This window comes from Methylosinus trichosporium OB3b, from assembly GCF_002752655.1.
GTDB classification, from domain to species: Bacteria; Pseudomonadota; Alphaproteobacteria; order Rhizobiales; family Beijerinckiaceae; genus Methylosinus; species Methylosinus trichosporium.
Genome location: NZ_CP023737.1, coordinates 3,222,553 through 3,244,679 on the forward strand (window position 1 = coordinate 3,222,553; position 22,127 = coordinate 3,244,679).

Sequence of the window (22,127 nt, forward strand, 5' to 3'; positions counted from 1 at the left end):
ATCGACGCTCGCCGGCCGCTGGCCGGACGGACGGTCGCGGTGGTCCATGCCGCTTGGCACTCCTGCGGCAGCTATCAGCTCAATGTGAGCCAGATCCTCGCCTATCGCGCGCTCGGCGCGCGGACGATCTCGGTCGCCGTGATGGACGTTCCGTCGCCGCCTCCGCCGCAGGGCGGGCGCTGGCCGGCCTATCTCGCCGCGACATCCGAATTGCCCGCCGACGCGCGCTATTTCTGTGGCCCGCGCCGCATGGGCCTGTCCGCATGGCTGCGCGTGATCCATGGCGACGAGGCGGGCTATCTCATCGAGATGATGAAGCGCGTCGAGCTTCCGGACGGGATCGCGCGCGAGCAGATCGATCTCATCCACGCCAACCATTTCTTCACTCTGCCGCTGGCCGCGCGCCTGCGCGCCGGACGCGACATTCCGACGCTGCTCGAGACGCAGGACATTCAGGCGCGTCAATTCGTCCTGCGCAACGAGACGCGCTTTTGCGTTCCGCCAGTCGCGCGCTATGAGAGCATGCTCGCGGTCGAGCTCGAATGGATGCGCAAGGCCGATCGCTGCATCCATCTCAACGCCGAAGAGAACGACGACTTCTCGCGGCTGCTGCCCGACGCGTCGCATCGTCTCATCTATCCGGCGATCGCGCCCGTCGCCTGCGGCCCCGGCGGCGCGCGCGTCATATTCGTCGCCAGCGATAATTTCCCCAATCGCGACAGCCTGCGCTGGCTGCTCGCCGAGGTGACGCCGCTGGCCCCGCAGGTTCGCATCGAGGTCTATGGCAATATCGATTCCGGACTGAAGAAGCGCGACCCTGCTCTGTATGAAGCCCATCGCGATGTGCTGAGAGGCCGGGTCGAGGATTTGAACGCCGTCTATGCCCAATCGGCCGCGGTGTTGCTGCCGACGGTCGAGGGGCACGGCCTCTCGATCAAAACCGTCGAGGCGATGTCGAGCGGCGCGCCGCTGATCGCGACGCGGCGCGCCTTTCGCGGCATGGGCTTCGATCCCTCGAGACTGCGCAATGTGACGCTCGCCGACGACGCGCAGAGCTTCGCCGCCGCGCTGCGCGACATCGGGAACAGCCCGGAGGCGACGGCGCGCGTCGATTCCGATACGCGTCGTCTCTATGACGAGAAGTTCAGCTTCGGCGCCTATGCGCGCGCGCTCGAGGAGGCGGCGGCGCCGCTCCTTCGGCCATGAGCGAGAATGAGCCGGGGCCGCTGGCCGGTCGCGACGTCGCTCTGGTGCATCCGGCGTGGCACTCCTGCGGCACTTATCGCGTCGTGCTCGGGCAGATCGCCGCCTATCGCGCGCTCGGCGCCCGCGTCGCGCCGATCGCCGTCAGCGATCTTCCGGGTTTCGCGCCGGACCGCGCTTGGCGCTGGCGCTGCTTCGTCGCGGCGACGCCGGAGCTTTCGCAAGGCGAGCGCTGGTTCGCCGGCCCCTCGTTTTGCGCCTATCTCGCGCCACGCTTCCTGCGCGAGGTGCTGTGGCCCTATCTGCACGGCGATCAGGCGATCATCCGCGCCGGAATCGCCGAGCGTGCGCGGTTCTCCTCCAAATTGACGACGCGCCGTTTCGATCTCGTCCATTGCAATCATTTCTTCCTGATGCCGGTGGCGCAGCGGCTCGCGCACGCGGGTGCGCCGATCCTGCTCGACACCCATGATCTGCAGGCGCGGCAATTCGCGCTGATGAACGAACGCGCCTTTCTGCTCTCGCCCCGCGTCGGCTACGACGAAATGCTCGCCCGCGAGCTCGAGCTGATGCGCGGCGCCGATCTGCTGCTGCATCTCAATGCGGAGGAATACGAGGATTTTCGCGCGCTGCTGCCGGAAAAGCGCCATGCGCTGCATTATCCGGGCGCGCCGGATGCGCCGCTCGGGCCCGGCGGGGCCGACATCGTGCTGGTCGCGAGCAACAATAGCGCCAATGTCGAAAGCGTGATCTGGTTCCTGCGCGAGGTTCTCGGGCGCGCCGGCGCGCCATCGGTGAAGATCGTCGGCAATGTCGATGCGGGCGTGAAGGCGCGCGAGCCCGCGCTCTATCAGTCGGCGCGATCCTGCTTCGTCGGGCGCGTCGAGGACCCTGCCGCAGTCTATGCCGCGGCGCGTCTCGCATTGCTGCCGACGATCAGCGGCCACGGCCTCTCGATCAAGACGGTGGAGGCGATGGCGAGCGGCCTGCCGATGATCGCGACGGCTCACGCCTTTCGCGGCATGCGCGCAGACGCCGCGGGTTTTGCAAATGTCGTGATCGCCGATCGGGCGGAGGATTTCGCCGCCGCCCTGCGCGCCGCGGCGAGCGATTCGCGCATCCCGTCGCAGGAGGAGCGAGCGGCGAGCGCGACGCGGCGCTTCTATGAGGAGAATTTCTCGCTGTCCTCTTATGCGCGCCGCCTCGCCGCGCTGGTTCCTCCTTTGCTGCACGAGCGGGCCTGAAGGCCGGCGCCTCGCGCGAGGCAATCGGGTGAAGGACGACAGCCCCATCACCCTCGTCCTGAGCAAGGAGCCCGCGAAGCGGGCGTCTCGAAGGACGGCAACGGGGAGAAACCTGAGATTTCTGACCGTGGCCGTCCTTCGAGACGCCGCCTACGGCGGCTCCTCAGGACGAGGGTTGGGATTATCCTTCACCGGATTGCCGTGGCGCCTGCGACGTGGCCATTGCGTTCGCGCGCGCCCGCGTTCACAATAGACCGAGTTTGGACTGGGTTTTTCAAGTGACGGAGAGACCGATGCATTCGGCGCGACAGTTCCTTGCGGCGCTTTTGCTGATCCTCGCGGCGTTCGGCGTAGCGCCTCGCGCGTTCGCGCAGGAGGCGGAGCCGCAATTCGCCAATGTGTTCTCGACGATCCACAAATTCTCCAAAGACGGCAATTGGCCGCGCGGCGGCGTCGCCGTCGACGCCGCCGGCAATATCTTCGGCACGACGCTCTATGGCGGCAATTGCTCGGCCTGCGGCGTCATCTACAAGCTGACCAAGCCAACGACGGGCACGGCCTGGACCTTCAAGGTTCTGCACAAATTCGTGCTCGGACCGGACGGCATCGCCCCCACCGGCCCGCTGACAGTCTTCAACGGCAAGATTTACGGAACGACTTCCGCCGGCGCCGATACCTCTTGCGGATGTGGCGAGGTGTTCAAGCTCACTCCGTCCGGATCGAGCTATGTCTATCAGGTGATCCACCGTTTCGACCGCACCCACGGAACGGCGCCGATCGGCGGCGTGCTGGTGGCGTCCGACGGCACGATCTATGGAGCGACGACGGGCGGGGGCGCGAATCAGGCCGGCGTCATCTACAAGATCACCCCGGGCGGCGCTTTCAGCGTGATGCACAGCTTCACGGGCGGGTTCGGCTCGGGCCCGCAGGGCGAGCTGATGATCGGCAAGGGCAGCGCGATCTACGGCGCGACCTTCGGCGGCGGCAAGTATAATCAGGGCGTGGTGTTCCGCATCACCAAGGCGGGCGCCTATTCCGTCCTCTATAATTTCAAGGGGATCTATCAGTTTCCCCCGTCGCATGACGGCGCCAATCCGGAAGGGCGCCTCGCGCTCGGCCCCGACGGAACGATCTATGGAACGACGACCACCGGCGGCAATGCGTCCGGCTACGGAACCGCTTATTCGCTGAAGCCGCCGGCGACGACCACCGGCGCCTGGACCTATAAGCAGCTCTATATCTACGGCTCGGCGCTCGGCGCGCCCAATCTGCCGCACTCCGGCTTCGTGCGCGATTCCTCGGGCTCTCTCTACGGGACCAGCGCCGGCGGCGGCGCGAGCGGCGGCGGCACGCTCTACCGGCTCGACCCACCGACCTCCGGCTCGGCGTGGAAGGTGAAGGTTCTGCGCTCCTTCAAGGCGATGGACGCCGCGGGAGACTCTCCCTATGGCGTGCTTCTGCTGAACAAGGGCGTCATCTATGGAACGACGCTGACCGGCGGCGACCGCAGCGCCAATTGCCCGAAGGGGCTCACCGGCTGCGGCACGGTGTTTCTCTATAAGTGAGGCGCCTTCTTCAAGCGGTTTGAGCGCACGCCGATAAGACCCTATAAGCCGCTCGATGACAGTAGAATCCGCCCGTCGCGCCGATGAGCGTGGCGACGACCCCGTCGCTTTCGCGCCGACGCTGAAATCCGTCGCCGATCTCGTCGCCGCCGGCCTCGTCGCGCCGGAGGCGGCGCCGGCGTTGCGCGCGGTCGAGGCGCGCTACAGCGTCGCGGTGACGGCGGAAACGGCGGCGCTCCTCGACCGAGCCGATCCGCGCGATCCGATCGCCCGCCAGTTCCTGCCCGACGCGCGCGAGCTCGACACGCTCCCCGAGGAGCTGGCCGATCCCATCGGCGACGACGCTTTCAGCCCGGTCGAGGGCCTCGTTCATCGCTATTCCGACCGCGTGCTGCTGAAGCTGCTGTCGGTCTGTCCGATCTATTGCCGTTTCTGCTTTCGCCGCGAGAGCGTCGGGCTCGGCAAAGGCGGCTCGCTCTCGGAGACGGCGCTGACGCGCGCGCTCGACTATATCGCCGAGCGGCCTCGGATTTTCGAAGTCATCCTCACCGGCGGCGATCCGCTGGCGCTGTCGGCGCGGCGCCTCGGCCTCCTGGCAGAACGGCTGCGCGAGATCGCGCATGTCGCCGTGCTGCGCATCCACACGCGCGCCCCGACCGTGTCTCCCGATCTCGTCACGCCGGAACGGCTCGCGGCGCTGACCGCGAGCGGCAAGGCCGTCTATATGGCGCTGCATGTCAATCATGCGCGCGAGCTGACGCCGCGGGCGCGCGAGGCGATCGCGCGCATCCAGGCCGCCGGCGTCGCGACGCTGGCGCAAACGGTGCTGCTGCGCGGCGTCAACGACGACGCCGACACGCTCGAGACGCTGATGCGCGCGCTGACGGCGTTGCGGGTAAAACCCTATTATCTGCATCATCCCGATCTCGCGCCCGGCACCGCGCATTTCCGTCTCTCCATCGAGGAAGGGCGCGCGCTGCATGGCGAGCTGGCGCGGCGCATCTCCGGCATTGCGCTGCCCGCCTATGTCCTCGACATTCCCGGCGGCTACGGTAAGGTTCCGCTGCAGTCTCCACATATCGAGCGAAATCCGGCCGGGGACTGGCTCGTCCGCGACCGCGCGGGCCGCGCCCACGCCTATCCGGGCGAAGGCGCGGGCCGCGCCGCGAGAATGACGGATTTGTAGAGCCTCTACGCCATTCCCGTTCTCTCTTGCGCACCGAAAGCCTCGCCTTGCGTCGATTTACGCTCTCCATCGTCCTCGCCCTCTTCGCTCTTTTCTGCAGCGTGGCCTTCGCCGCCGAGCAGACGACCACGCTCGAGCGCTTCAACGAGCGGCTCGACGCCGCGCGGGCGACGATCGACGATGTCGAGAAAGCGCTCGCCGATCCGTCGCTGAATGACGCGACCTTGCGCAGCCTGCGCGACCGGATCGACCCGCTGCCGGCAGAGCTCGAGGATGTGATCGAGGGGTTGGCGCCGCGCCTCGCCAGCCTGAAGGCGCGGCTCGACGAGCTCGCCGGCCCGGCCAAGCCCGCGACCGAGACGAAGGAGAAGCCGCCCGAGACGCCGGCGCCGCCGCCCAAGCAAGACGTCCCGACGGGCAAAGGCGCGCAGGGGCCGGCGATCGGCAAGATCATGGCGGCGAAAGCGACGGTGGTGGAGCCGAAGCCGGCTCCGGTTTCGACCCCTCCCGCCGACGGCGCATCGCTCGCCGCCGCCAGCGTCAACGCCGAATGGGCCGAGCAGAAGAAGCTGTTCGACGAAACCGACGCGACGCTGAAGCGCGCTCGCGCCCTGGCGCTGGAGGCGCGGCAGACGGCGCTGTCGATCAGGGCGCGCCAGCGCGCGCTCTTCGCCGGCACATTGTTCCTGCGCACCAGCGGATTGTTCTCGCCGTCGCTGTGGAGCGCGGCTCTGCAGGAGGCGCCCTATGACGCCAAGGTCTTCGCCATGGCGCTCGGCGAGCGCGCCGGCGCCGTCTCGGCGCGGTTGCGCGACGGCCAGCTCGCCGGCTTCCTCGCCGTCGCCTTCGCCATCCTGCTCGCCGCCGTCGCCGCGAAGCTGCTCGCCCGGCGCATCGCCGCGCGCGCCGCGGAGGCGGCGGAGCCGAGTCGTTTCCGCAAGGCGGCGGGCAGCCTCTGGGCGGTCGTCATCGGCGCGGCGATTCCGATCGGGGCGGTCGCGGCGCTGACGCTGGCGCTCGACGCTTTCGATCTCGAGGATCCGGTGCTCGCGCCGCTCGGGCGGCGCCTCGCCGAGGCGGTGGCCTTCGTCGCCGTGTCGCAGGCCCTGGCGCGAGGCCTGCTGGCGCCCGGCCTGCCGCAATGGCGCCTGCTGCGCGTCGGCGAACGGCTGGCGCGGCGGATGCTCTATCTCGCCGTGCTGGTCGGCTCCGTGGCCGCCGCGACGCGCGTGCTCGAGCAGATCGCCGAGCTGGTGCAGGCTGGGCTGCCGGTCGTCGTGCTGACGCGCGGCGTCGGCGCGCTGGTCATCGCGCTCGTGTTTCTGATCGTCAATGTCGCGACACGCCATGAGAGCCTCGCCGACGATTCCGGCGCGCCTCCGGACGCGCGCGACTGGACCGCGCCGCTGCGCCTCCTGGCCTGGACGGAAATCGTCGTCATCACCGGCGCGCTTGCGGCTGGCTATGTCGCTTTCGCGAATTTCCTGCTGATGCAAATGGCCTGGCTCGCCGCCGTCGGCGCCGGCCTCACTCTGCTGCTCGCTTTCGTCGAGGCCGGCGCCGAGCAGGCGTTCCAGCCATCGGCGCCGCTCGGCCGCGTGCTCGTGTCCGGCTTCGGCGCGCGCCCCGAATCGCTCGGCCCCTTCGCGGTGCTCGTCGCCGGCGTCGCGTCGCTCGCGCTCTACGCCCTCGCTCTATTCGTCGCGCTCGTGCCTTACGGCTTCCAGTCGGACGATATTCTCGGCAATCTCCAATCCGCCTATTCCGGCTTCAAGATCGGCGAGGTGGTCGTCTCGCCTTCGGGCATAGCGACCGCGCTGGCTCTGTTCGCGCTCACCTATGGCGCGACGCGGGCGCTGCGGCGCTGGCTGGATCAGCGCTTTCTGCCGCTGACGCGGCTCGACAAGGGGCTGCGCCATTCGATCGGCGCGAGCATCGGCTACGCCGGCTTCATCGTCGCCTTCTCGGTCGCGCTCTCGGAGCTCGGCCTTAGCCTCGAGCGGCTCGCCATCGTCGCCGGCGCGCTCTCGGTCGGCATCGGCTTCGGCCTGCAATCGATCGTCGGCAATTTCGTCTCGGGCCTCATTCTCCTCTGGGAGCGAGCGATCCGCGTCGGCGACTGGGTCGTCGTCGGCGACGAGCAAGGCTATGTGAAGCGCATCAATGTGCGCTCCACCGAGATCGAGACCTTCGACCGTGCGACCATGATCGTGCCCAATTCCAATCTCGTCGCCGGCGTCGTCAAGAACTGGGTGCGCAACGATCGCATCGGCCGCATCAAGATCCCGCTGGCGCCGCACGCCGGCGTCGATCCGGAGCAGATTCGGGCGATCCTCTTCGCCGCCGCCAAGGCGCATGAGGGCGTGCTGCGCATTCCCGCCCCCTCGGTGATGTTCCTCGGCATGGAGCAGACCGCCTTCCGCTTCGAGCTCTGGTGCTATGTGGAGGATGTCGAGCAGTCGACACGCATCAAGAGCGATCTGCATTTCGATATTTTCCGCCGTCTCGCCGAGGCCGGCGTCACCGTCGCCCCGCCGGCGCCGCCGGCCACAGTGGTGAAGCTCGCCGGCTTCGAGCCCTTCGCGGCGCTACGTCCCGCCGAGCCGGCCGAGGAGAGCGAGCGCGACTATGCGGCGGCGAAGGTCGGATAGGGGTCCGAAGAGAGCGAGCCCTGGACCGCGAGCCTTCAGGCTCGCTCTTCCAGAGATATAGCCCGCTGGCGGACGAAGGCTTCAGAGCCGCAGCGTCGCGCGGACCCGCGCCCATAGCGCGTCGAAGGGGCGATAGACGAAACGCAGCTCGTGCCGGCCCTCGGGCGTGGCGACCGCGCGGAACATCACATTGGCGCGCAGCACCGGGACCGGCGCGCCGTCGAGCGTCGCCGTCCAGGCCGGATGATAGACGTCGTTCAGCACCACATGGCCGCCGCCGCGCGGCGCGTCGACATCGACGACAATCTCTGTCGGCGTGTAGGAGACGAGACGAACGCCGCCGCCGGCGCCCGATTCGGCGCGGGTGTTGTGACAGATGGGCGATTCCTCGAGCAGCACGGTCGTCCGGTAGTCGATCTCCGGCCAGACGCCGTCCTTCGTCATTTGCGCGAAATCGGCCCGCGCCGCGCAGGTGGCGAGCAGCACGCGCGGGAGCGCCGACTTGTTCTCATAGATATATGCGTCGGCGGTGCGGGCGACGAGCTCCAGGTCGCCGGGCTTGAAAGATTTGTCGATCTCCTCGATCGGAACGCCGACTGCGATGAAGCGCAGTCCCATGAGATCGGCGAGCGTCGATCGATAGGCCGGAAAAAGTGGCGAGAACACGCGCTGCTCGGGCAGAGCGACATGGTCGCCGGCGCCGGTCGCCGCCTCGAACAGAGCGAGGCGGATCGGATTATAGCCGAGGTCGTGATCGAAGCCGTGGACGAGCGAGGCGTTCGGCCAATGGAAGCCGAGGGCGGCGAGCTCGACGCGGTCGCGGCGGTCGGGCGCCGCCGTCGCCGCCAGCTTTTCGCGCAGCAGCGCGATGGTTTCATTGCGCGTGTCGGGGCGCAGCGCGTCGAACATGGCGGGCGGCAGAGCGGTCGATTCGTTCGGGCCGTTGCTCACGGCGAGATCGAAGCTCATCGTCGCGCCGACGACCAGCAGCAGCGCCAGCGGGCGCGGAGCGAGCCGGCGCGCGGCGGCGATCACGCCGAAGGCCAGCGCCGCCAGCCCCGCGCTCTCGGCGAGAGGAATGGCCGCGGCGGCGAGACGCTCCCTGGAGACGGCGACGAGGACGGCGAGGCCGAACAGCGCCACGACCGCGAGGGCGAGCGCGCGCAGCGGCGGCGCGCGCGTGCTCACGACGAGGTGAAAGCCATAGCCGCCGAGGATCGCCAGAACAGCGCCGAGCGGGAAAGTGGCGTCGGCCGGGCGGCGGAACAGATCGACGCCGGGGAAGTGGAACATCACCGCGAAGGCCGGGGAAAAACGCCCGATCGCATAGAGTGTGAGCGCCACCGCCGCGCCGGCGAAGAAGCGCATTTCCCGATCCGTCCGCGCGCGGCCGGCGAGGGCGGCGACGAGCGCGAGCAGCGGCAGCGCGCCCATGTAGATGTCGCACATGTTGCGGGCGAGGAAGAGGTCCTTCACGCCGAAGGCGGCCGACGGCGGGCCCCAATAATCCTTCAGCGGGCCGTCGGTTCCAAAGAGATTGGCGGAGACGAGGGTGAGCAGCGCGCCCGGATGCAGCGAGCCCTTCAGCGCCCCGTCGAGATCGATGGCCGGCCGGTTGGAGGCGGCGGCGAGCTCGAGGGTCAGCGCCAGCGGAACGGCGATGATGGCGATCCCGCAGAGCGCGCCGGCGACCAGCGGCGCGAGGGCGCTCGCGGCGTCGCGCTCGTCCGAGACGACGCGGAAGAGCGCATAGGCGGAGAGGATCAGCACCTCGAGAAAGGCGACCTGATCGCGCCCGAGCACCAGAAAGGCGGCGACGATCCCCGCCGCCGCGCCATAGGCGGCCGAGCGGCGGTCGAGCGCGCGGGCGAGCAGGAACAGCGTCACCGGGAAGAAGGCGAGGCTCATCACCTGGCCCGTGTGCTGGATGCGCCAGGCCGCCGAGCCGCCGAAGGCGAAGGCCAGGGCCGCGATGAGCGCGCCGCTCGCGGCATAGCCGCGGTCGCGGAAATAGGCCATCAGCGCGAGGCCGCCCATCGCCAGCATGGCGAAAGTGATGGCGTCCTCGAGGATGAAGGAGGGCTCGGCGACCAGCGCGGCGGCGGCGAGGAAGAAGGGCGCGAAGATCAGCGATTGCGGATCGGCGAGCTGCGGCGAGCCGGCGAAGACATTGGGCGTCCAGAACGGCGACTGCCCATTGTGCAGCGCATGGGCGAGAAAGACGAATTGCGGATAGAAATGGGCCTTGGCGTCCCAGGGGATGGTCACCCGGCCGCAGAGCCAAGGAGAGGCCAAGAGTCCCGCGCCGGCGAGAAAGATCAGCGCCGCCGCGCCATAGCCTTGTCGTCGATCGTCCACGCCGTCTCGCTCTCCCCATCGTTCGGCCGCGCCGTATCGCGCAAGACTATCGCAAATCAAGAATGGCGCCGCCGCGGACCGCAGGAGCGGAGACGGCGTTCGACGCCGTTCCTTAGCCGATGTCGACGGATCGCGCCAGAAGCCGCGGCGCCGCCAAAGAAAAACGGCGGCCCCGCGTCGAGACGGAGCCGCCGAAGCGGGAAGAAAAGGGAATGATCAGTGTCAATCAATGCCGCCGCGGCGATGGCGCGTCGCGGCGATCTAAAATTTTCAAGCCCGGTCGAAGACGGAGCCGAGCGCCGCTCCGATCAGCCCGAAGACGACGGCTCCGGCGATGATGGCCGGGCCGCCCACCAGCCCATAGCCCACGACGCCGCCCATCACCGCCGCGACGCCGCCGGCGATGAACTTTCCATTGTTGGACTCGGCCTTCTTCTCGGCCGCCTTGGTCTCGTCCGCGATATTCTCGGCCATTTGCGCCACTCCTCGAGAGAAGCTCGTCTCGCCGCACCACGCCGCCTCTTTTAGCGAAGGCATGTGAGGCTATCGTGAGAGTCTCTTGACGGGGGGATGACGAAGCAAAGCCCGATCGTCGGGGGACGATCGGGCGAATGTGGTCGAGGCCGAGAGGCCCCGCGCGTTCAGGCGGCGTCAGCGGGCCGAGACTTTCGCCTTGGCCGGCTTCACGTCGGGTTTCGCGGGCTTGACGTTCTCCCAGCCGCCCGGCGGCGGCGGCACGTCATTGGCGGCCTTGTCCGGCTGCTTCGGCGTGAAGCTCTCCGCCTTCGCCTTGGCGGCGGCGAAGCTCTTGGCGTCGAGCTTCGCCTTGACCTCGTCGCGCTTCTTGGCGGCGTCCTCGTCGCCCTGGGCGGCGGCGGCGGCGAACCAGACATAGGATTGCTCGAGGCTCTGCGCGACGCCGAGACCGCGCGCGTAGAGAATGGCCAGATTGAACTGGCTGTCGCGCACGCCATATTCGGCGGCTTTCTGGAACCATTCGGCGGCCTGGGCGAAATCGGGCTTGCCGTCGCCGCCCTCGGCGTGGAGCACGGCGAGATTATGCATCGCCCGCGCGTTGCCGGCCTGCGCGGCGCGCTGATACCAGCCGCGCGCCTGCACATAATCGCGATCGACGCCGAGACCCTTCTCATAGAAGGAGCCGAGCCGATATTGCGCCGGCGCGAGGCCTTGCTCGGCGGACTTCTGGATCCATTGGAAGGCCGCTTTGGCGTCGCGGCCGACGCCCCGGCCATCCGCATAGCGGGAGCCGAGCTCGAATTGCGCCGCGGCGTCGCCGCTCGAGGCGAGATCGCGGATGGTCGCCAGCGCGTCGCGCATCGGCAGCAGAGCTGCTCCGGCCGAGGCCGCGCCGATGGTCCCGGTCGGCGTCGGATCGACCGCGCCGGCGCCGAGCTTGCCCGGCGGCGCGACGAAGACGCCGGTCGCCGGCGTCCCGGGCGTCAGCGGAAATTTGGCGGCGGGCGCGGCGGAGGAGGCGGCCGGGGCCGGCGCGGGCTCGGCATCGACGGGCGCCGGAGCCACAGAGGCGGCGGTGTCCCGCGGCGCCTCTTCCTTCGCCGCCGGCTCGGAGGTCGTGGCGGCGCTCGGCTCCATGCGCACCGCCGAGGACTGATGCGAAGCCGGCGCGTCGAGGCTGACGCGGGCGATCTGATAGGCGCCATAGAGCAGCACCAGCGCGCCGAGCCCGAGCAGGATCGGCCGCCGGCGCGTCTGCAGGACGGCGCCCACCGCGCCCATGGCGCCGGCGGTCGCCGCGCGCGCCGGCTCACGCTCCGACAGCGGCGCGGCGCTCTTGCGGCCGACGCGCTCCTTGGCGGCGGCGGTCTCGGCGTCGGCGGCGGCCAGCTGGGCGGCGCGGCGCGCGGCGGCGATGAAATCCGCCTGCACCGAGCTCGCCGGCTCGCCCTCGCGACGCGCGGCGCGGCGCTGGCGGCGATCGCTCGGCTCGACCAGCACGTCCTCTATCTCCGCCGGCTCGCGCTTGCGCTTCTGCTCCACACGCGGCTCGGCGCGCGGAGCCGGGGTCGGAGCCGGCTGCGGCGCGACGCGCGACTTGCGAATGTCGGTCAATTCGTCCTCGAACACCGCCAGCCGATCGACGACGCGCTGCAGCGTCTCATGCACAGCGGACAGCGTCTCATTGGTGCGATGGCCGGTCTCGTCCTGCATCTGACGCAGATCGACGAGCTCTTTTTCCAGAGCCTTCTGCAGAGCGGTCGGCGCATTGGCCGCGCGCAGCGCTTCCTGCACGGCGACCTGAGCCGCCTCGCGCGCGGCGGTCTCGGCGCCGCGCGCGGCCGCGCCGCGGGTCTCCTCGACGCGGGCCATCAGCTGGCCGATCGCCGTCTCCAGAGTGGAGAAGGAGGAGACGGTCTGGTCGGTATGGTCGATGCGCTCGGCGAGCCGGCCGATCTGCCGTTCCAGCGCCGAGAAGGCGGCCCGGTCTGCGGTGGGATCGAGCGCGGCGTCCATCTTCTGGGCGAGCTGGGCGACGAGATCGGTCATATGCGCCGTCGCGCCGTCGACGCGGCGGCGCGTCTCCTCCTCGACGCGGGTGGAGACCTGCTCGTGGAGCCGGTCCATGCGCTCGGTCAGCTCGCGGAACTGCTCGATTCCATTGGTCTTATCGGCGACCGCGCGGCGCTCCAGCGCGGCGTCCATCTTCTTGGCGAGCTGGCCGACGAGGTCGGTCAGCTGCGCGGCGCCGTCCACGCGGCGGCGCGAATCGTCGTCGCGGCGCGCGGCGAGCTGCTCGTGCAGCAGGTCGATGCGCTTGGCGAGCTCGCGGAACTGCTCGTCCTCGGCGGCTTTCTCGGGCTTGGGCTGCAGCCGCTCCTCGAGCCGCTCGATCTTGCGGCCGAGCTCGTCGAAGGCGGGCTGCGTCGTCCGCGCGTCGATCGCCGCGTCGATCTTCTTGGCGAGCTCTGTGACCATTCCCTCGAGCTGGCCGGCGCCGGCGCCGCCGCTGCGGTCGATGCGCGCGGCCAGCGATTTGTGAACGCGCTCGATGCGCTCGTTGATCTCGTCGAAGCGCTTGCCGCCGCCCGATTTGGTCGAGACGGCGTCGATCTTGGCCGCCACCTCCTCGAGCCGGCGCTCGAGCGTCTGGAAATAGCCGTAGGTCTCCGTGGCGACGGTGGAGCGGATCGCCGAGACCAGCTCGCCGAGATCGCAGGCCCCCGCCGTGTCGGCGCCGGCCGAGCTCAGCTCGTCGACGCGCCGCGTGAGCGCGGCGAGCCCGGCCTCCAGCCGGTCGAAGGGCAGCGGACGCTGCGCCACCGTTTTCAAGAGATCGCGGATCTCGCGCGTCTCGGAGGCGACCTCCTCCAGCGTCTCGCGATCCGCTCCGCCTTCGGAGCGGCGCTCGGCGAGGCGCGCGCCGAGCGTCCGCACCTCGTCATAGAGGCTGCGGACCATGCGGCTCGGATCGAGATCGCGGATCATCGCATGAAGATCGGCGGTCAGCCTCTCGACCGGCGCCAGAATATTGTCCTCGACGCCGTAATGGCGTTGCGCCTCGACGCGCTCGGAGAGATCGCGCAGCGCCGCTTCGATCGCCGTGACCGAGGCGCGGGGCGCGAGATCGACGAGCACGCGGCCGACTCCGTCGAGCTCGCGGCGCAGCTGATCGATCTGCGCCGCGACGGCGGCCTGGCGGCGCTCGTCCTGCGTATTCTGGTCGAAGCGGGTCGAGGCGATCTGCTGCGACAGCGTGTCGATCGAACCGGCGAGATCGGCGAAACGCGCGGCCGTGTCCTGCGGCGCCTGCTGCGGCTCGCGTGGCGCGGGCGCCTCGGCGCGGGCGTCGAGCACGCGCTGGCGCTCGGAGATCTCGGCGACGGCGTCGGCCAGCGGACGTTTCGGCGCGGCGGCGGCCGGCGCCGGCCGGCGCAGACGCTCGCGGGATTCGCGGCGCGCCGCTTCGACGGCCTCCTGGCGGGTGGCGTCTTGGCGAGCGGCTCCCTGACGCGCGGCCTCGGCGGCGCGGGCGCGAGCCTCGGTCTCGGCGTCGAGCCGGTCGGAAATATCGGCGAGGCGGCGGTCGAAGGTTTCGATCGCCGTTTCGAGCTCGACCGACCGCTCCTCCTTCGCCAACTCCTCCATGCGCGTCTCGAGCCGCGACAGAGCCTCGCGAATCGGCCGCGCATTGTCCTCCTCGGCGCGACGCGCGATCTTGTGCTCGATGCGGCCGAGACGGTCGATCACCGCGCCGAGATCGTCGCCGAGCCGCGCTCTGGTCTTGTGATTGGTCTCGATCAGATCGGCGAGATTCTCGAGCGCTTTGGCGGTCTTGCGCTCGCTCTCGGCGGCGCGGCGCTCGAACAGGGCGACGGCGTCGTCGACGATGGCCCTGGCCTCGCGGCGCTCGTCGTCGCGGCGCGGGGCGCGGACGCCGTGCTCGCTCTCGCGCAGGCGGTCTTCCGCAGGGCGCGGCCGCGGCGTCTCGACGGGGTCGGCGCGCAGCGGCGCGTCGCTGCGCGAGCGTCGCTCGCGCTCCGGCCGGCCGAGCACGCGCGCCGAGCGCAGCGGCCGTCGGCGCGCCGAAATCTCGGCGCCGTCGTCCTCCTCGTCCCGGCGGGGAGCCGGGCGCAAATCCGTGTCGGCCTTTTCGAGGATCACATCGTCGAGCCAGTCGGTGAGGCTTTTTCCCGATCGGCGGGCGGCGGCGCGGGCGACATCCCGCGTCTCATGATCCAGTCCCTTGAAGCTCCAGGCATATGCTTCGGTCATGGCGGTTCCGGCGGGCGTGACCCGGTCAGGTGGGAGAGGACTTGAGAGAGACACGCGGAGCGCGAATCGCGCTGGAACGCGCGGCGCCACGGCGCCGCTGGGGGACTTTCCTTCGATCGAGGTAAATAAGAGGTTAATGCTTGCGCGGGGCCATCCTCGCCGCATCGGCCCCTATTGCGCGGCCCTGTCCCGCTCTCTACCTATTGCTGCGCAGGCCGCCCGCTCGCGGCCGCGATTCGACGAGAGTCGCCAGAGGCTTGCGCGGGCCGCCGCGGGCTGCGGCGCGTCCCTCGATCATGCGCGCTCAGCCTTAGCCTCCGGGCCGGTCCGGAGGCCGTCGCCCCCCGCATGGAGGCCGTTCATGCCGCTCTATAAAGCCCCCGTGGACGATACGCTGTTCCTTCTGACCGATGTTCTCCACATCGAGCGCTTCGGCAATGTGCCGGGTTTTTCCGAGGCGACGCCCGATCTCGTCGCGCAAATCCTCGGCGAGGGCGCGAAAATCTGCGAGGAGACGCTGGCGCCGCTCAATCGCCGCGGCGACGAGGAGGGCTGCCGGCGCGACGCCGCGGGCGATGTCGCGACGCCGGGCGGGTTCAAGGAGGCTTTCGACGCTTTCGTCGCCGGCGGCTGGGTCGGGCTCGCGGTCCCGCCGGAATATGACGGACAGGGCCTGCCTTACGCTCTCGCTCTGGCGATGAGCGAATATGGCTCCTCCGCCAATATGGCGCTCGCCATGTATATGGGCCTCACGCAAGGGGCGCTCGCCGCTCTGCTGCGCCATGGCGACGAGGAGCAGAAGCGCCTCTTCGTTCCGCCCATGGCGGCCGGCCGCTGGACCGGCACGATGAATCTGACCGAGCCGCAATGCGGCACCGATCTCGGCCTGCTGACCACCAAGGCGACGCCACGGGGCGACGGCTCCTATTCGATCACCGGGCAGAAGATCTTCATTTCCGCCGGCGAGCACGACCTTTCCGAGAACATCATTCATCTCGTGCTCGCGCGCATCGAGGGCGCGCCGGCGGGCGTGAAGGGCATCTCCCTCTTCATCGTGCCGAAATTCGAGGTCGCGGCCGACGGCTCGCTCGGCGTGCGCAACAAGGTGGTCTGCGGCGCGATCGAGCATAAGATGGGCATTCATGGCAACGCCACCTGCGTCATGAACTATGACGGCGCGCGCGGCCATCTCGTCGGCGAGGCCAATCGCGGGCTGGCGGCGATGTTCGTGATGATGAACGAGGCGCGGCTCGGCGTCGCCGTGCAGGGCCTCGCGCTCTCCGAGGTCGCCTATCAGAACGCGCTTTCCTACGCCAAGGAGCGCCTGCAGGGCCGCTCGCTCTCCGGCGCGAAAAATCCGAGCGGCGGCGCCGATCCGATCATCGTGCATCCGGATGTGCGGCGCAATCTCCTCGAGATCCGCGCCTTCAATGAGGCGGCGCGCGGCCTCGCTCTCCTCGCCGCGCTCGACAGCGACGTCGCTCATCGGGCCGAGGACGCGAGGGCGCGGCAGGCGGCGGAGGATCGGCTCGGCCTGCTGACGCCGGTGCTGAAGGGCGTCTTCACCGACATGGGCTTCGACAATGCGGTGAAGGCGCAGCAGATTTGGGGCGGGCATGGCTATATCAACGAGAACGGCATGGAGCAGTTCGTGCGCGACGCCCGCATCGCCATGATCTATGAGGGCGCGAACGGCATTCAGGCGCTCGATCTCGTCGGCCGCAAGCTGCCCAAGGACAATGGCCGCGCCGCAATGGCATTCTTCGCCGAGGTGAACGAATTCTTGACGCGCGAGAGCGCCGATGCGGCGATGAAGCCCTATGTCGAGCCGATGAAGGGAGCGCTCGGCGATCTGCAGAAGGCGACGGCCTGGCTAGTGCAGAACGCGCTGGCCAAGCCCGATAATGGCGCCGGCGTCTCCTACGACTACATGCATCTCTTCGGCCGCGTGGCGCTCGGCTATATGTGGACGCGCATCGCCCGCGCCGCGCTCGACGCCAAGGCGAAGGGCGACGCCGCATGGCTCGACGCCAAGCTGACGACTGGGAAGTTCTATATGGAGAAGATGCTGCCCGAGACAGGCTATCGTCTCGCGCGCGTCACGGCGGGCGCTGAGACGATGATGAGCCTGCCGGCGGAGATGTTTTAGAAGTGAGTAGCGAATGGCGAGTAGTGAGTGGTGAGCAGGGCGCTGCGCGCCGAGCTCGCACTTGTTACTCACTAGTCGCCAAGCGGAGCGGAGTCGTTCATGCCCGAAGCCTATATCTACGACGCCGTGCGCACGCCGCGCGGGCGCGGCAAGCCCAACGGCTCGCTGCATGAAGTGTCGAGCCTCGGCCTCGCCGTCGCGGCGCTCTCGGCGCTGAAGCAACGCAATCGTCTCGACGGCGCGCCGGTCGACGACGTCATTCTCGGCTGCGTCGATCCTGTGGGCGAGGCCGGCGGCGACATCGCGCGCGCCGCAGCCATCGCTTCGGGCTTCGGCTATGAGGTTCCCGGCGTGCAGATCAACCGCTTCTGCGCCTCGGGTCTCGACGCGGTGAATTTCGCCGCGGCGCAGATCATGTCTGGCCAGCACGAGCTCACGATCGGCGGCGGCGTCGAGAGCATGAGCCGCGTCGGCATCGGCGCCTCGGGCGGCGCCTGGCCGGCCGATCCGGCCATCGCCATCCCCTCTTATTTCATGCCGCAGGGCGTCTCCGCGGATCTCATCGCGACGAAATACGGCTTCTCGCGCAATGACGTCGACGCCTATGCGATGCAGTCGCAGCAGCGCGCCGCCCGCGCCTGGGAGGAGCAGCGCTTCGCGCGCTCCGTGACGCCGGTGAAGGATGTCAACGGCCTCACCATCCTCGATCACGACGAGCATATGCGGCCCTCGACCGACATGCAGTCGCTCGGCGCGCTGAAGCCCGCCTTCGCCTTTCTCGCCGAGCAGGCGGGATTCGACGCGGTCGCCATCCAGGCGCATCCGGATGTCGAGAAGATCAATTACGTGCATCACGCCGGCAATTCGTCGGGCATCGTCGACGGCGCCGCGGCGGTGCTGCTCGGCTCGAAGGAGGCGGGCGAGAAGGCGGGGCTGACGCCGCGCGCGCGGATTCGCGCTTTCGCCAACATCGGCTCGGAGCCGGCGTTGATGCTGACCGGCCCGGTCGATGTGACGAAGAAACTGCTCGCCAAAGCGGGCATGACCTTTGGCGACATCGATCTCGTCGAGGTGAACGAGGCTTTCGCGGCGGTGGTGCTACGCTTCCTGCAAGCCTTCTCGCTCGACGATTCCAAAGTGAATGTGAATGGCGGCGCCATCGCGCTCGGCCATCCGCTCGGCGCCACCGGCGCGATGCTGGTGGGGACGGCGCTCGACGAATTGGAGCGCAGCGGCAAGGGCGTGGCGCTGGTGACTTTGTGCATCGGCGCCGGAATGGGAACCGCGACGATCATCGAGCGGGTGTGATCATGCGCAGCCGCGCCGTCATTGCGAGCGAAGCGAAGCAATCCAGGGGCCGCCCCGCGGATCTGGATTGCTTCGTCGCTTCGCTCCGCGCAATGACGGGACGCCTCTAGATTTCCGGGAGTGATCCGATGAACCTCGTCAATTTCCGTTTCGAGACCGGCGCCGATGGCGTCGCTCTGCTCATTTGGGACATGCCCGAGCGCTCGATGAACGTCATCACCTTCGAGGTGATGAGCGAGCTCGAGCAGGTGATCGACAAGGTGGCGGGCGATTTTGAGATCAAGGGCTGCGTCATCACTTCGGGCAAGCCTGCCTTCTCCGGCGGCGCCGATCTCTCCATGCTGCAGAAGAGCGCCGCCGATTATGCGAAGGCGGTGCGCGAGCGCGGCGAAGAGGAGGCGATGAAGGAGTTCTTCGAGGGCGCGCGGCGCCTGTCGCTGCTCTATCGCAAGCTCGAGACCTGTGGAAAGCCTTTCGCCGTCGCCATTGCCGGAACCTGTCTGGGCGGCGCCTTCGAGCTCGCGCTCGCCTGCCATTATCGCGTGCTCGCCGACAGCGACAAGACGCGCGTCGGCCTGCCGGAGATCAAGGTCGGACTCTTCCCCGGCGCCGGCGGCACGCAGCGCGTCGCACGGCTGATGCAGACCGGCGACGCTCTGCAGATGCTGTTCAAGGGCGAGCAGCTGAAGCCTGCGAAAGCGAAAGCCGCCGGCCTCGTGCACGAGCTCGCTCCCGCGGACGAGATCGTCGCGCGCGCGAAAGACTGGATCGTGAATGGCGGCAAGGCGCAGGCGCCTTGGGACGTCGAGGGCTTCAAGCCGCCGTCGGGCCGCGTCTATTCGCCGGGCGGAATGATGGTGTGGCCGGCGGCCAACGCCATCTATCGTCGCGAGACCTTCGACAATTACCCCGCAGCCAAGGCCATTCTGCACAGCGTGTTCGAGGGGCTGCAGCTGCCCTTCGATCTCGGCCTGCGCGTCGAGGCGCGCTGGTTCGCGCATATTCTGCGCTCGCGACAGGCGGCGGCGATGATCCGCACGCTGTTCCTGTCAAAGAGCGAATTGGAGAAGGGCGCGCATCGGCCCAAGGACATTCCGCAAGCGAAATTCAAGAAGATCGGCGTGCTCGGCGCGGGCTTCATGGGCGCCGGCGTCGCTTATGTGAGCGCGCTCGCCGGGCTCGAGGTGGTGCTGATCGACCGCGATCAGGAGAGCGCCGACAAGGGCAAGGCGGTCATCGACAAGCTCGTCTCCGGCCAAGTCTCGCGCGGCCGCGCCACGGCGGCGGACAGGCAAGCGCTGCTCGCGCGCATCGCCGCGACGCCGGACTATGAGACGCTGAAAGGCGTCGATCTCGTCGTCGAGGCGGTGTTCGAGGAGCGCGGCGTGAAGGCCGAGGCGACAAAGAAGGCGCAAGCGGTCGTCGGCGCCGAGGTGATCTTCGCGTCGAATACCTCGACGCTGCCGATCACCTCGCTCGCCGAGACCTCGCTGAAGCCGGAGAATTTCGTCGGCATCCACTTCTTCTCGCCGGTCGAGAAGATGCTGCTGGTGGAAGTGATTCGCGGCGAGAAGACGAGCGACCGCGCCGTGGCGACGGCGCTCGATTTCGTGCGCATCCTCAAGAAGACGCCGATCGTCGTCAATGATTCGCGCGGCTTCTACGCCAATCGCTGCGTGCTGAACTATGTGCGCGAAGGCCATATCATGCTGAGCGAAGGCGTGCCGCCGGCGATGATCGAGACGGCGGCGCGCATGGCCGGAATGCCGGTCGGCCCGCTGTCGCTCAATGACGAGATCGCGCTCGATCTCGCCTGGAAGATTCATCAGGCGACGAAGAAAGATCTCGGCGAGGCCGCCGTCGATCCGACGCAGGAGCGCGTGCTGCAATTCATGGTGGAGCAGGAAGGGCGCCTCGGCCGCAAGAACGGCAAGGGGTTTTACGACTATCCCGCTGTGGGCAAGAAGAGCCTGTGGCCGCGGCTCTCGGCGCTCGCCGAGACGACGCTCGACCCCGATGCGATCGATGTCGAGGAGCTGCAGCGGCGTTTTCTCGTCGTGCAGGCGGCGGAGGCGGCGCGCACTTTGTTCGAGGGCGTCGTCACCGATCCGCGCGAGGCCGATGTCGGCTCCATCCTCGGCTTCGGCTTCGCGCCCTTCACGGGCGGAACGCTGTCATACATCGACGGGGTCGGCGCCAAGGCCTTCGTCGCCATCTGCGACGCGCTGACGCGCAAATATGGCGAGCGCTTCACGCCGCCGCTGCAGCTGCGCGAGATGGCGGAGAAGGGCGAGAGCTTCTATGGCCGCTACGCCGCTGAGGCGAAGGCGGCCTGAGCCATCATGTCCCGCGATGCTCGCGACGTCTCTTTTCTTCCGCGCCCCGGCTCGCCGCCGGCGCAATGGGTCGTCACCCCTGGCCACGTCGGCTATGAGGAGGCTGTCGCCGAGATGGAAACGCTCGCCGAGCGCATCGCCCTAGGCGACGCGCTCGAGCGCTGCTGGCTGGTGGAGCATCCGCCGATCTACACGGCCGGAACCTCGGCCAAGGAGTCCGATCTGCTCGACGCGCGTTTTCCCGTGCATCGCACCGGACGCGGCGGACAATTCACCTATCACGGGCCGGGCCAGAGGGTGGCTTATGTGATGCTCGACCTCTCGCGGCGCCGGCGCGACGTGCGCGCCTTCGTGTGCGCGCTCGAAGCGTGGCTGATCGAGACGCTCGCGGCTTTCGGCGTCGTCGGCGAGCGGCGCGAGGCGCGCGTCGGCGTCTGGACGCCGCGCCCGGACAAGCCCGCCGGGATTAGCGGCGAGCCGGCCGAGGACAAGATCGCCGCCATTGGCGTGCGCGTCCGGCGCTGGGTGAGCTTTCACGGCGTCGCGCTCAATGTCGCGCCGGACCTCACGCATTTTTCCGGCATCGCGCCCTGCGGCGTGCGCCAGTCGCATCTTGGCGTCACGAGCCTCGCCGATCTTGGGGTCGACGCTGATATGGCGCGCGTCGACGTGGAGCTGCGCCGCGCCTTCGAGACGATCTTCGGCGCAACGATCGACGGCTGAGGCGCTCGCGTCAGTCCTGCGGTTCGAGCGCTCGCAGCGTCGGACGCTCGGCTTCGCGGCGCGCGCGCCAGGCGGCGCCGACAATGAGCACGGCGGAGGCGAGAAAGCCGACGGTGGTCAATGTGAAGCTCACGGCCGCGAGCGGCGGGAAATGCTCGACGACAGTCGAGGGGTCGACCTTGGGGCTGAAGCCTCGCCTCACGAAAGAGGACGCATTGACGAAGGCGCCGAAGCAGCTCGCGCCGACGACCCATAGAGGCGGAACGATCGCATATTGGCGGAACAGCAGCGCGAATAGAAAGAGGAACTGCGACATCATCAGAAAATCGATGTGGCCGCGAATGATGTCGGCGCGCTCCACCATCAGGCTCGCGAGCGCGCTATGCGGGAAGAACAAGGTCACGCCCAGCGCCCAGGCTATGACGAGCGCGACCGCGAGCTCGAAAGTCGCGAATGCGAGCAGAAATGTGACGCGCGACGGCGCGCGCGCCCTGATCGCCTGCAGGCTCATGTTTCATCCTCCCTGTCGGTTTCGCCAAGCGCTTGTCGATTTCGCCGGGAGCTTGCCCATCGGCGGGCGCCGCCGCCAGGGTCCGCGGCCTCCGGCGCGCTGGGCAAATTTCCCGATGGCGCCGGCGGCGAGCCGGATCGC

13 protein-coding genes are annotated in these 22,127 nt (G+C 68.7%); 9 read left to right on the forward strand and 4 right to left on the reverse strand.

Annotated elements, in window-relative coordinates:
• Positions 1-39 precede the first annotated feature (39 nt).
• The 5 genes from CQW49_RS15485 to CQW49_RS15505 all read left to right on the forward strand — a co-directional run bounded on the left by CQW49_RS15485 (position 40) and on the right by CQW49_RS15505 (position 7,849).
• Entirely contained in the window at positions 40-1,206 is a 1,167-nt protein-coding gene (locus tag CQW49_RS15485; RefSeq protein ID WP_024749618.1) for a glycosyltransferase, read from the forward strand.
• On the forward strand, positions 1,203-2,447 hold the full coding sequence (locus CQW49_RS15490) for a glycosyltransferase (RefSeq protein ID WP_003615147.1): 1,245 nt from the start codon (positions 1,203-1,205) through the stop codon (positions 2,445-2,447). The genes CQW49_RS15485 and CQW49_RS15490 overlap by 4 nt, the downstream gene beginning before the upstream one ends.
• 293 nt (positions 2,448-2,740) lie before the next feature.
• Positions 2,741-4,012, forward strand: a complete 1,272-nt coding sequence (locus CQW49_RS15495; RefSeq protein WP_003615145.1) for a choice-of-anchor tandem repeat GloVer-containing protein — start codon at positions 2,741-2,743, stop codon at positions 4,010-4,012.
• Positions 4,013-4,067: 55 nt separating this feature from the next.
• Positions 4,068-5,198, forward strand: coding sequence for a lysine-2,3-aminomutase-like protein (locus CQW49_RS15500; RefSeq protein WP_003615143.1), 1,131 nt, complete (start codon positions 4,068-4,070; stop codon positions 5,196-5,198).
• Positions 5,199-5,245: 47 nt separating this feature from the next.
• Positions 5,246-7,849 (forward strand): DUF3772 domain-containing protein, encoded by a 2,604-nt coding sequence (locus CQW49_RS15505; protein WP_040567075.1) that lies wholly within the window; start codon positions 5,246-5,248, stop codon positions 7,847-7,849.
• A gap of 81 nt (positions 7,850-7,930) precedes the next feature.
• On the opposite strand, the gene CQW49_RS15510 is transcribed toward CQW49_RS15505, so the two are convergent.
• From CQW49_RS15510 to CQW49_RS15520, 3 genes are all read right to left on the reverse strand, one after another.
• Positions 7,931-10,207: a hypothetical protein gene (locus tag CQW49_RS15510; protein ID WP_003615139.1), complete on the reverse strand. Its 2,277-nt coding sequence runs from the start codon at positions 10,205-10,207 to the stop codon at positions 7,931-7,933.
• Positions 10,208-10,477: 270 nt separating this feature from the next.
• The gene (locus tag CQW49_RS15515) at positions 10,478-10,681 is read right to left on the reverse strand and encodes a hypothetical protein (protein WP_003615134.1); all 204 of its coding nucleotides are present in this window, start codon (positions 10,679-10,681) and stop codon (positions 10,478-10,480) included.
• A 177-nt stretch (positions 10,682-10,858) separates the two neighbouring features.
• On the reverse strand, positions 10,859-14,959 hold the full coding sequence (locus tag CQW49_RS15520) for an SEL1-like repeat protein (RefSeq protein ID WP_099831803.1): 4,101 nt from the start codon (positions 14,957-14,959) through the stop codon (positions 10,859-10,861).
• 361 nt (positions 14,960-15,320) lie between these two features.
• Here CQW49_RS15520 and CQW49_RS15525 point away from each other — a divergent pair, with 361 nt between their 5' ends.
• The 4 genes from CQW49_RS15525 to lipB all read left to right on the forward strand — a co-directional run bounded on the left by CQW49_RS15525 (position 15,321) and on the right by lipB (position 21,475).
• Positions 15,321-17,108, forward strand: a complete 1,788-nt coding sequence (locus CQW49_RS15525; RefSeq protein WP_003610187.1) for an acyl-CoA dehydrogenase C-terminal domain-containing protein — start codon at positions 15,321-15,323, stop codon at positions 17,106-17,108.
• Positions 17,109-17,207: 99 nt separating this feature from the next.
• Positions 17,208-18,416, forward strand: a complete 1,209-nt coding sequence (locus tag CQW49_RS15530) for an acetyl-CoA C-acetyltransferase (protein WP_003610186.1) — start codon at positions 17,208-17,210, stop codon at positions 18,414-18,416.
• 128 nt (positions 18,417-18,544) lie between these two features.
• The gene (locus CQW49_RS15535) at positions 18,545-20,752 is read left to right on the forward strand and encodes a 3-hydroxyacyl-CoA dehydrogenase NAD-binding domain-containing protein (protein WP_003610185.1); all 2,208 of its coding nucleotides are present in this window, start codon (positions 18,545-18,547) and stop codon (positions 20,750-20,752) included.
• A gap of 6 nt (positions 20,753-20,758) precedes the next feature.
• A complete protein-coding gene (gene lipB, locus CQW49_RS15540; RefSeq protein WP_003610184.1) occupies positions 20,759-21,475 on the forward strand; it encodes a lipoyl(octanoyl) transferase LipB in 717 nt (238 codons plus the stop codon).
• Between the two features lie 10 nt (positions 21,476-21,485).
• On the opposite strand, the gene CQW49_RS15545 is transcribed toward lipB, so the two are convergent.
• Positions 21,486-21,986: a hypothetical protein gene (locus CQW49_RS15545; RefSeq protein WP_003610183.1), complete on the reverse strand. Its 501-nt coding sequence runs from the start codon at positions 21,984-21,986 to the stop codon at positions 21,486-21,488.
• Between the last annotated feature and the right edge of the window lie 141 nt (positions 21,987-22,127).

What these genes read in the sequence shown, in the direction of transcription:
- CQW49_RS15535 (WP_003610185.1), top strand. Translation starts at nt 18,545, where the DNA reads ATGAACCTCGTCAATTTCCGTTTCGAGACCGGCGCCGATGGCGTCGCT.
- CQW49_RS15495 (WP_003615145.1), top strand. Translation starts at nt 2,741, where the DNA reads ATGCATTCGGCGCGACAGTTCCTTGCGGCGCTTTTGCTGATCCTCGCG.
- CQW49_RS15515 (WP_003615134.1), bottom strand. Translation starts at nt 10,681, where the DNA reads ATGGCCGAGAATATCGCGGACGAGACCAAGGCGGCCGAGAAGAAGGCC.
- CQW49_RS15525 (WP_003610187.1), top strand. Translation starts at nt 15,321, where the DNA reads ATGCCGCTCTATAAAGCCCCCGTGGACGATACGCTGTTCCTTCTGACC.
- CQW49_RS15500 (WP_003615143.1), top strand. Translation starts at nt 4,068, where the DNA reads ATGACAGTAGAATCCGCCCGTCGCGCCGATGAGCGTGGCGACGACCCC.
- CQW49_RS15545 (WP_003610183.1), bottom strand. Translation starts at nt 21,986, where the DNA reads ATGAGCCTGCAGGCGATCAGGGCGCGCGCGCCGTCGCGCGTCACATTT.
- lipB (WP_003610184.1), top strand. Translation starts at nt 20,759, where the DNA reads ATGTCCCGCGATGCTCGCGACGTCTCTTTTCTTCCGCGCCCCGGCTCG.
- CQW49_RS15520 (WP_099831803.1), bottom strand. Translation starts at nt 14,959, where the DNA reads ATGACCGAAGCATATGCCTGGAGCTTCAAGGGACTGGATCATGAGACG.
- CQW49_RS15530 (WP_003610186.1), top strand. Translation starts at nt 17,208, where the DNA reads ATGCCCGAAGCCTATATCTACGACGCCGTGCGCACGCCGCGCGGGCGC.
- CQW49_RS15490 (WP_003615147.1), top strand. Translation starts at nt 1,203, where the DNA reads ATGAGCGAGAATGAGCCGGGGCCGCTGGCCGGTCGCGACGTCGCTCTG.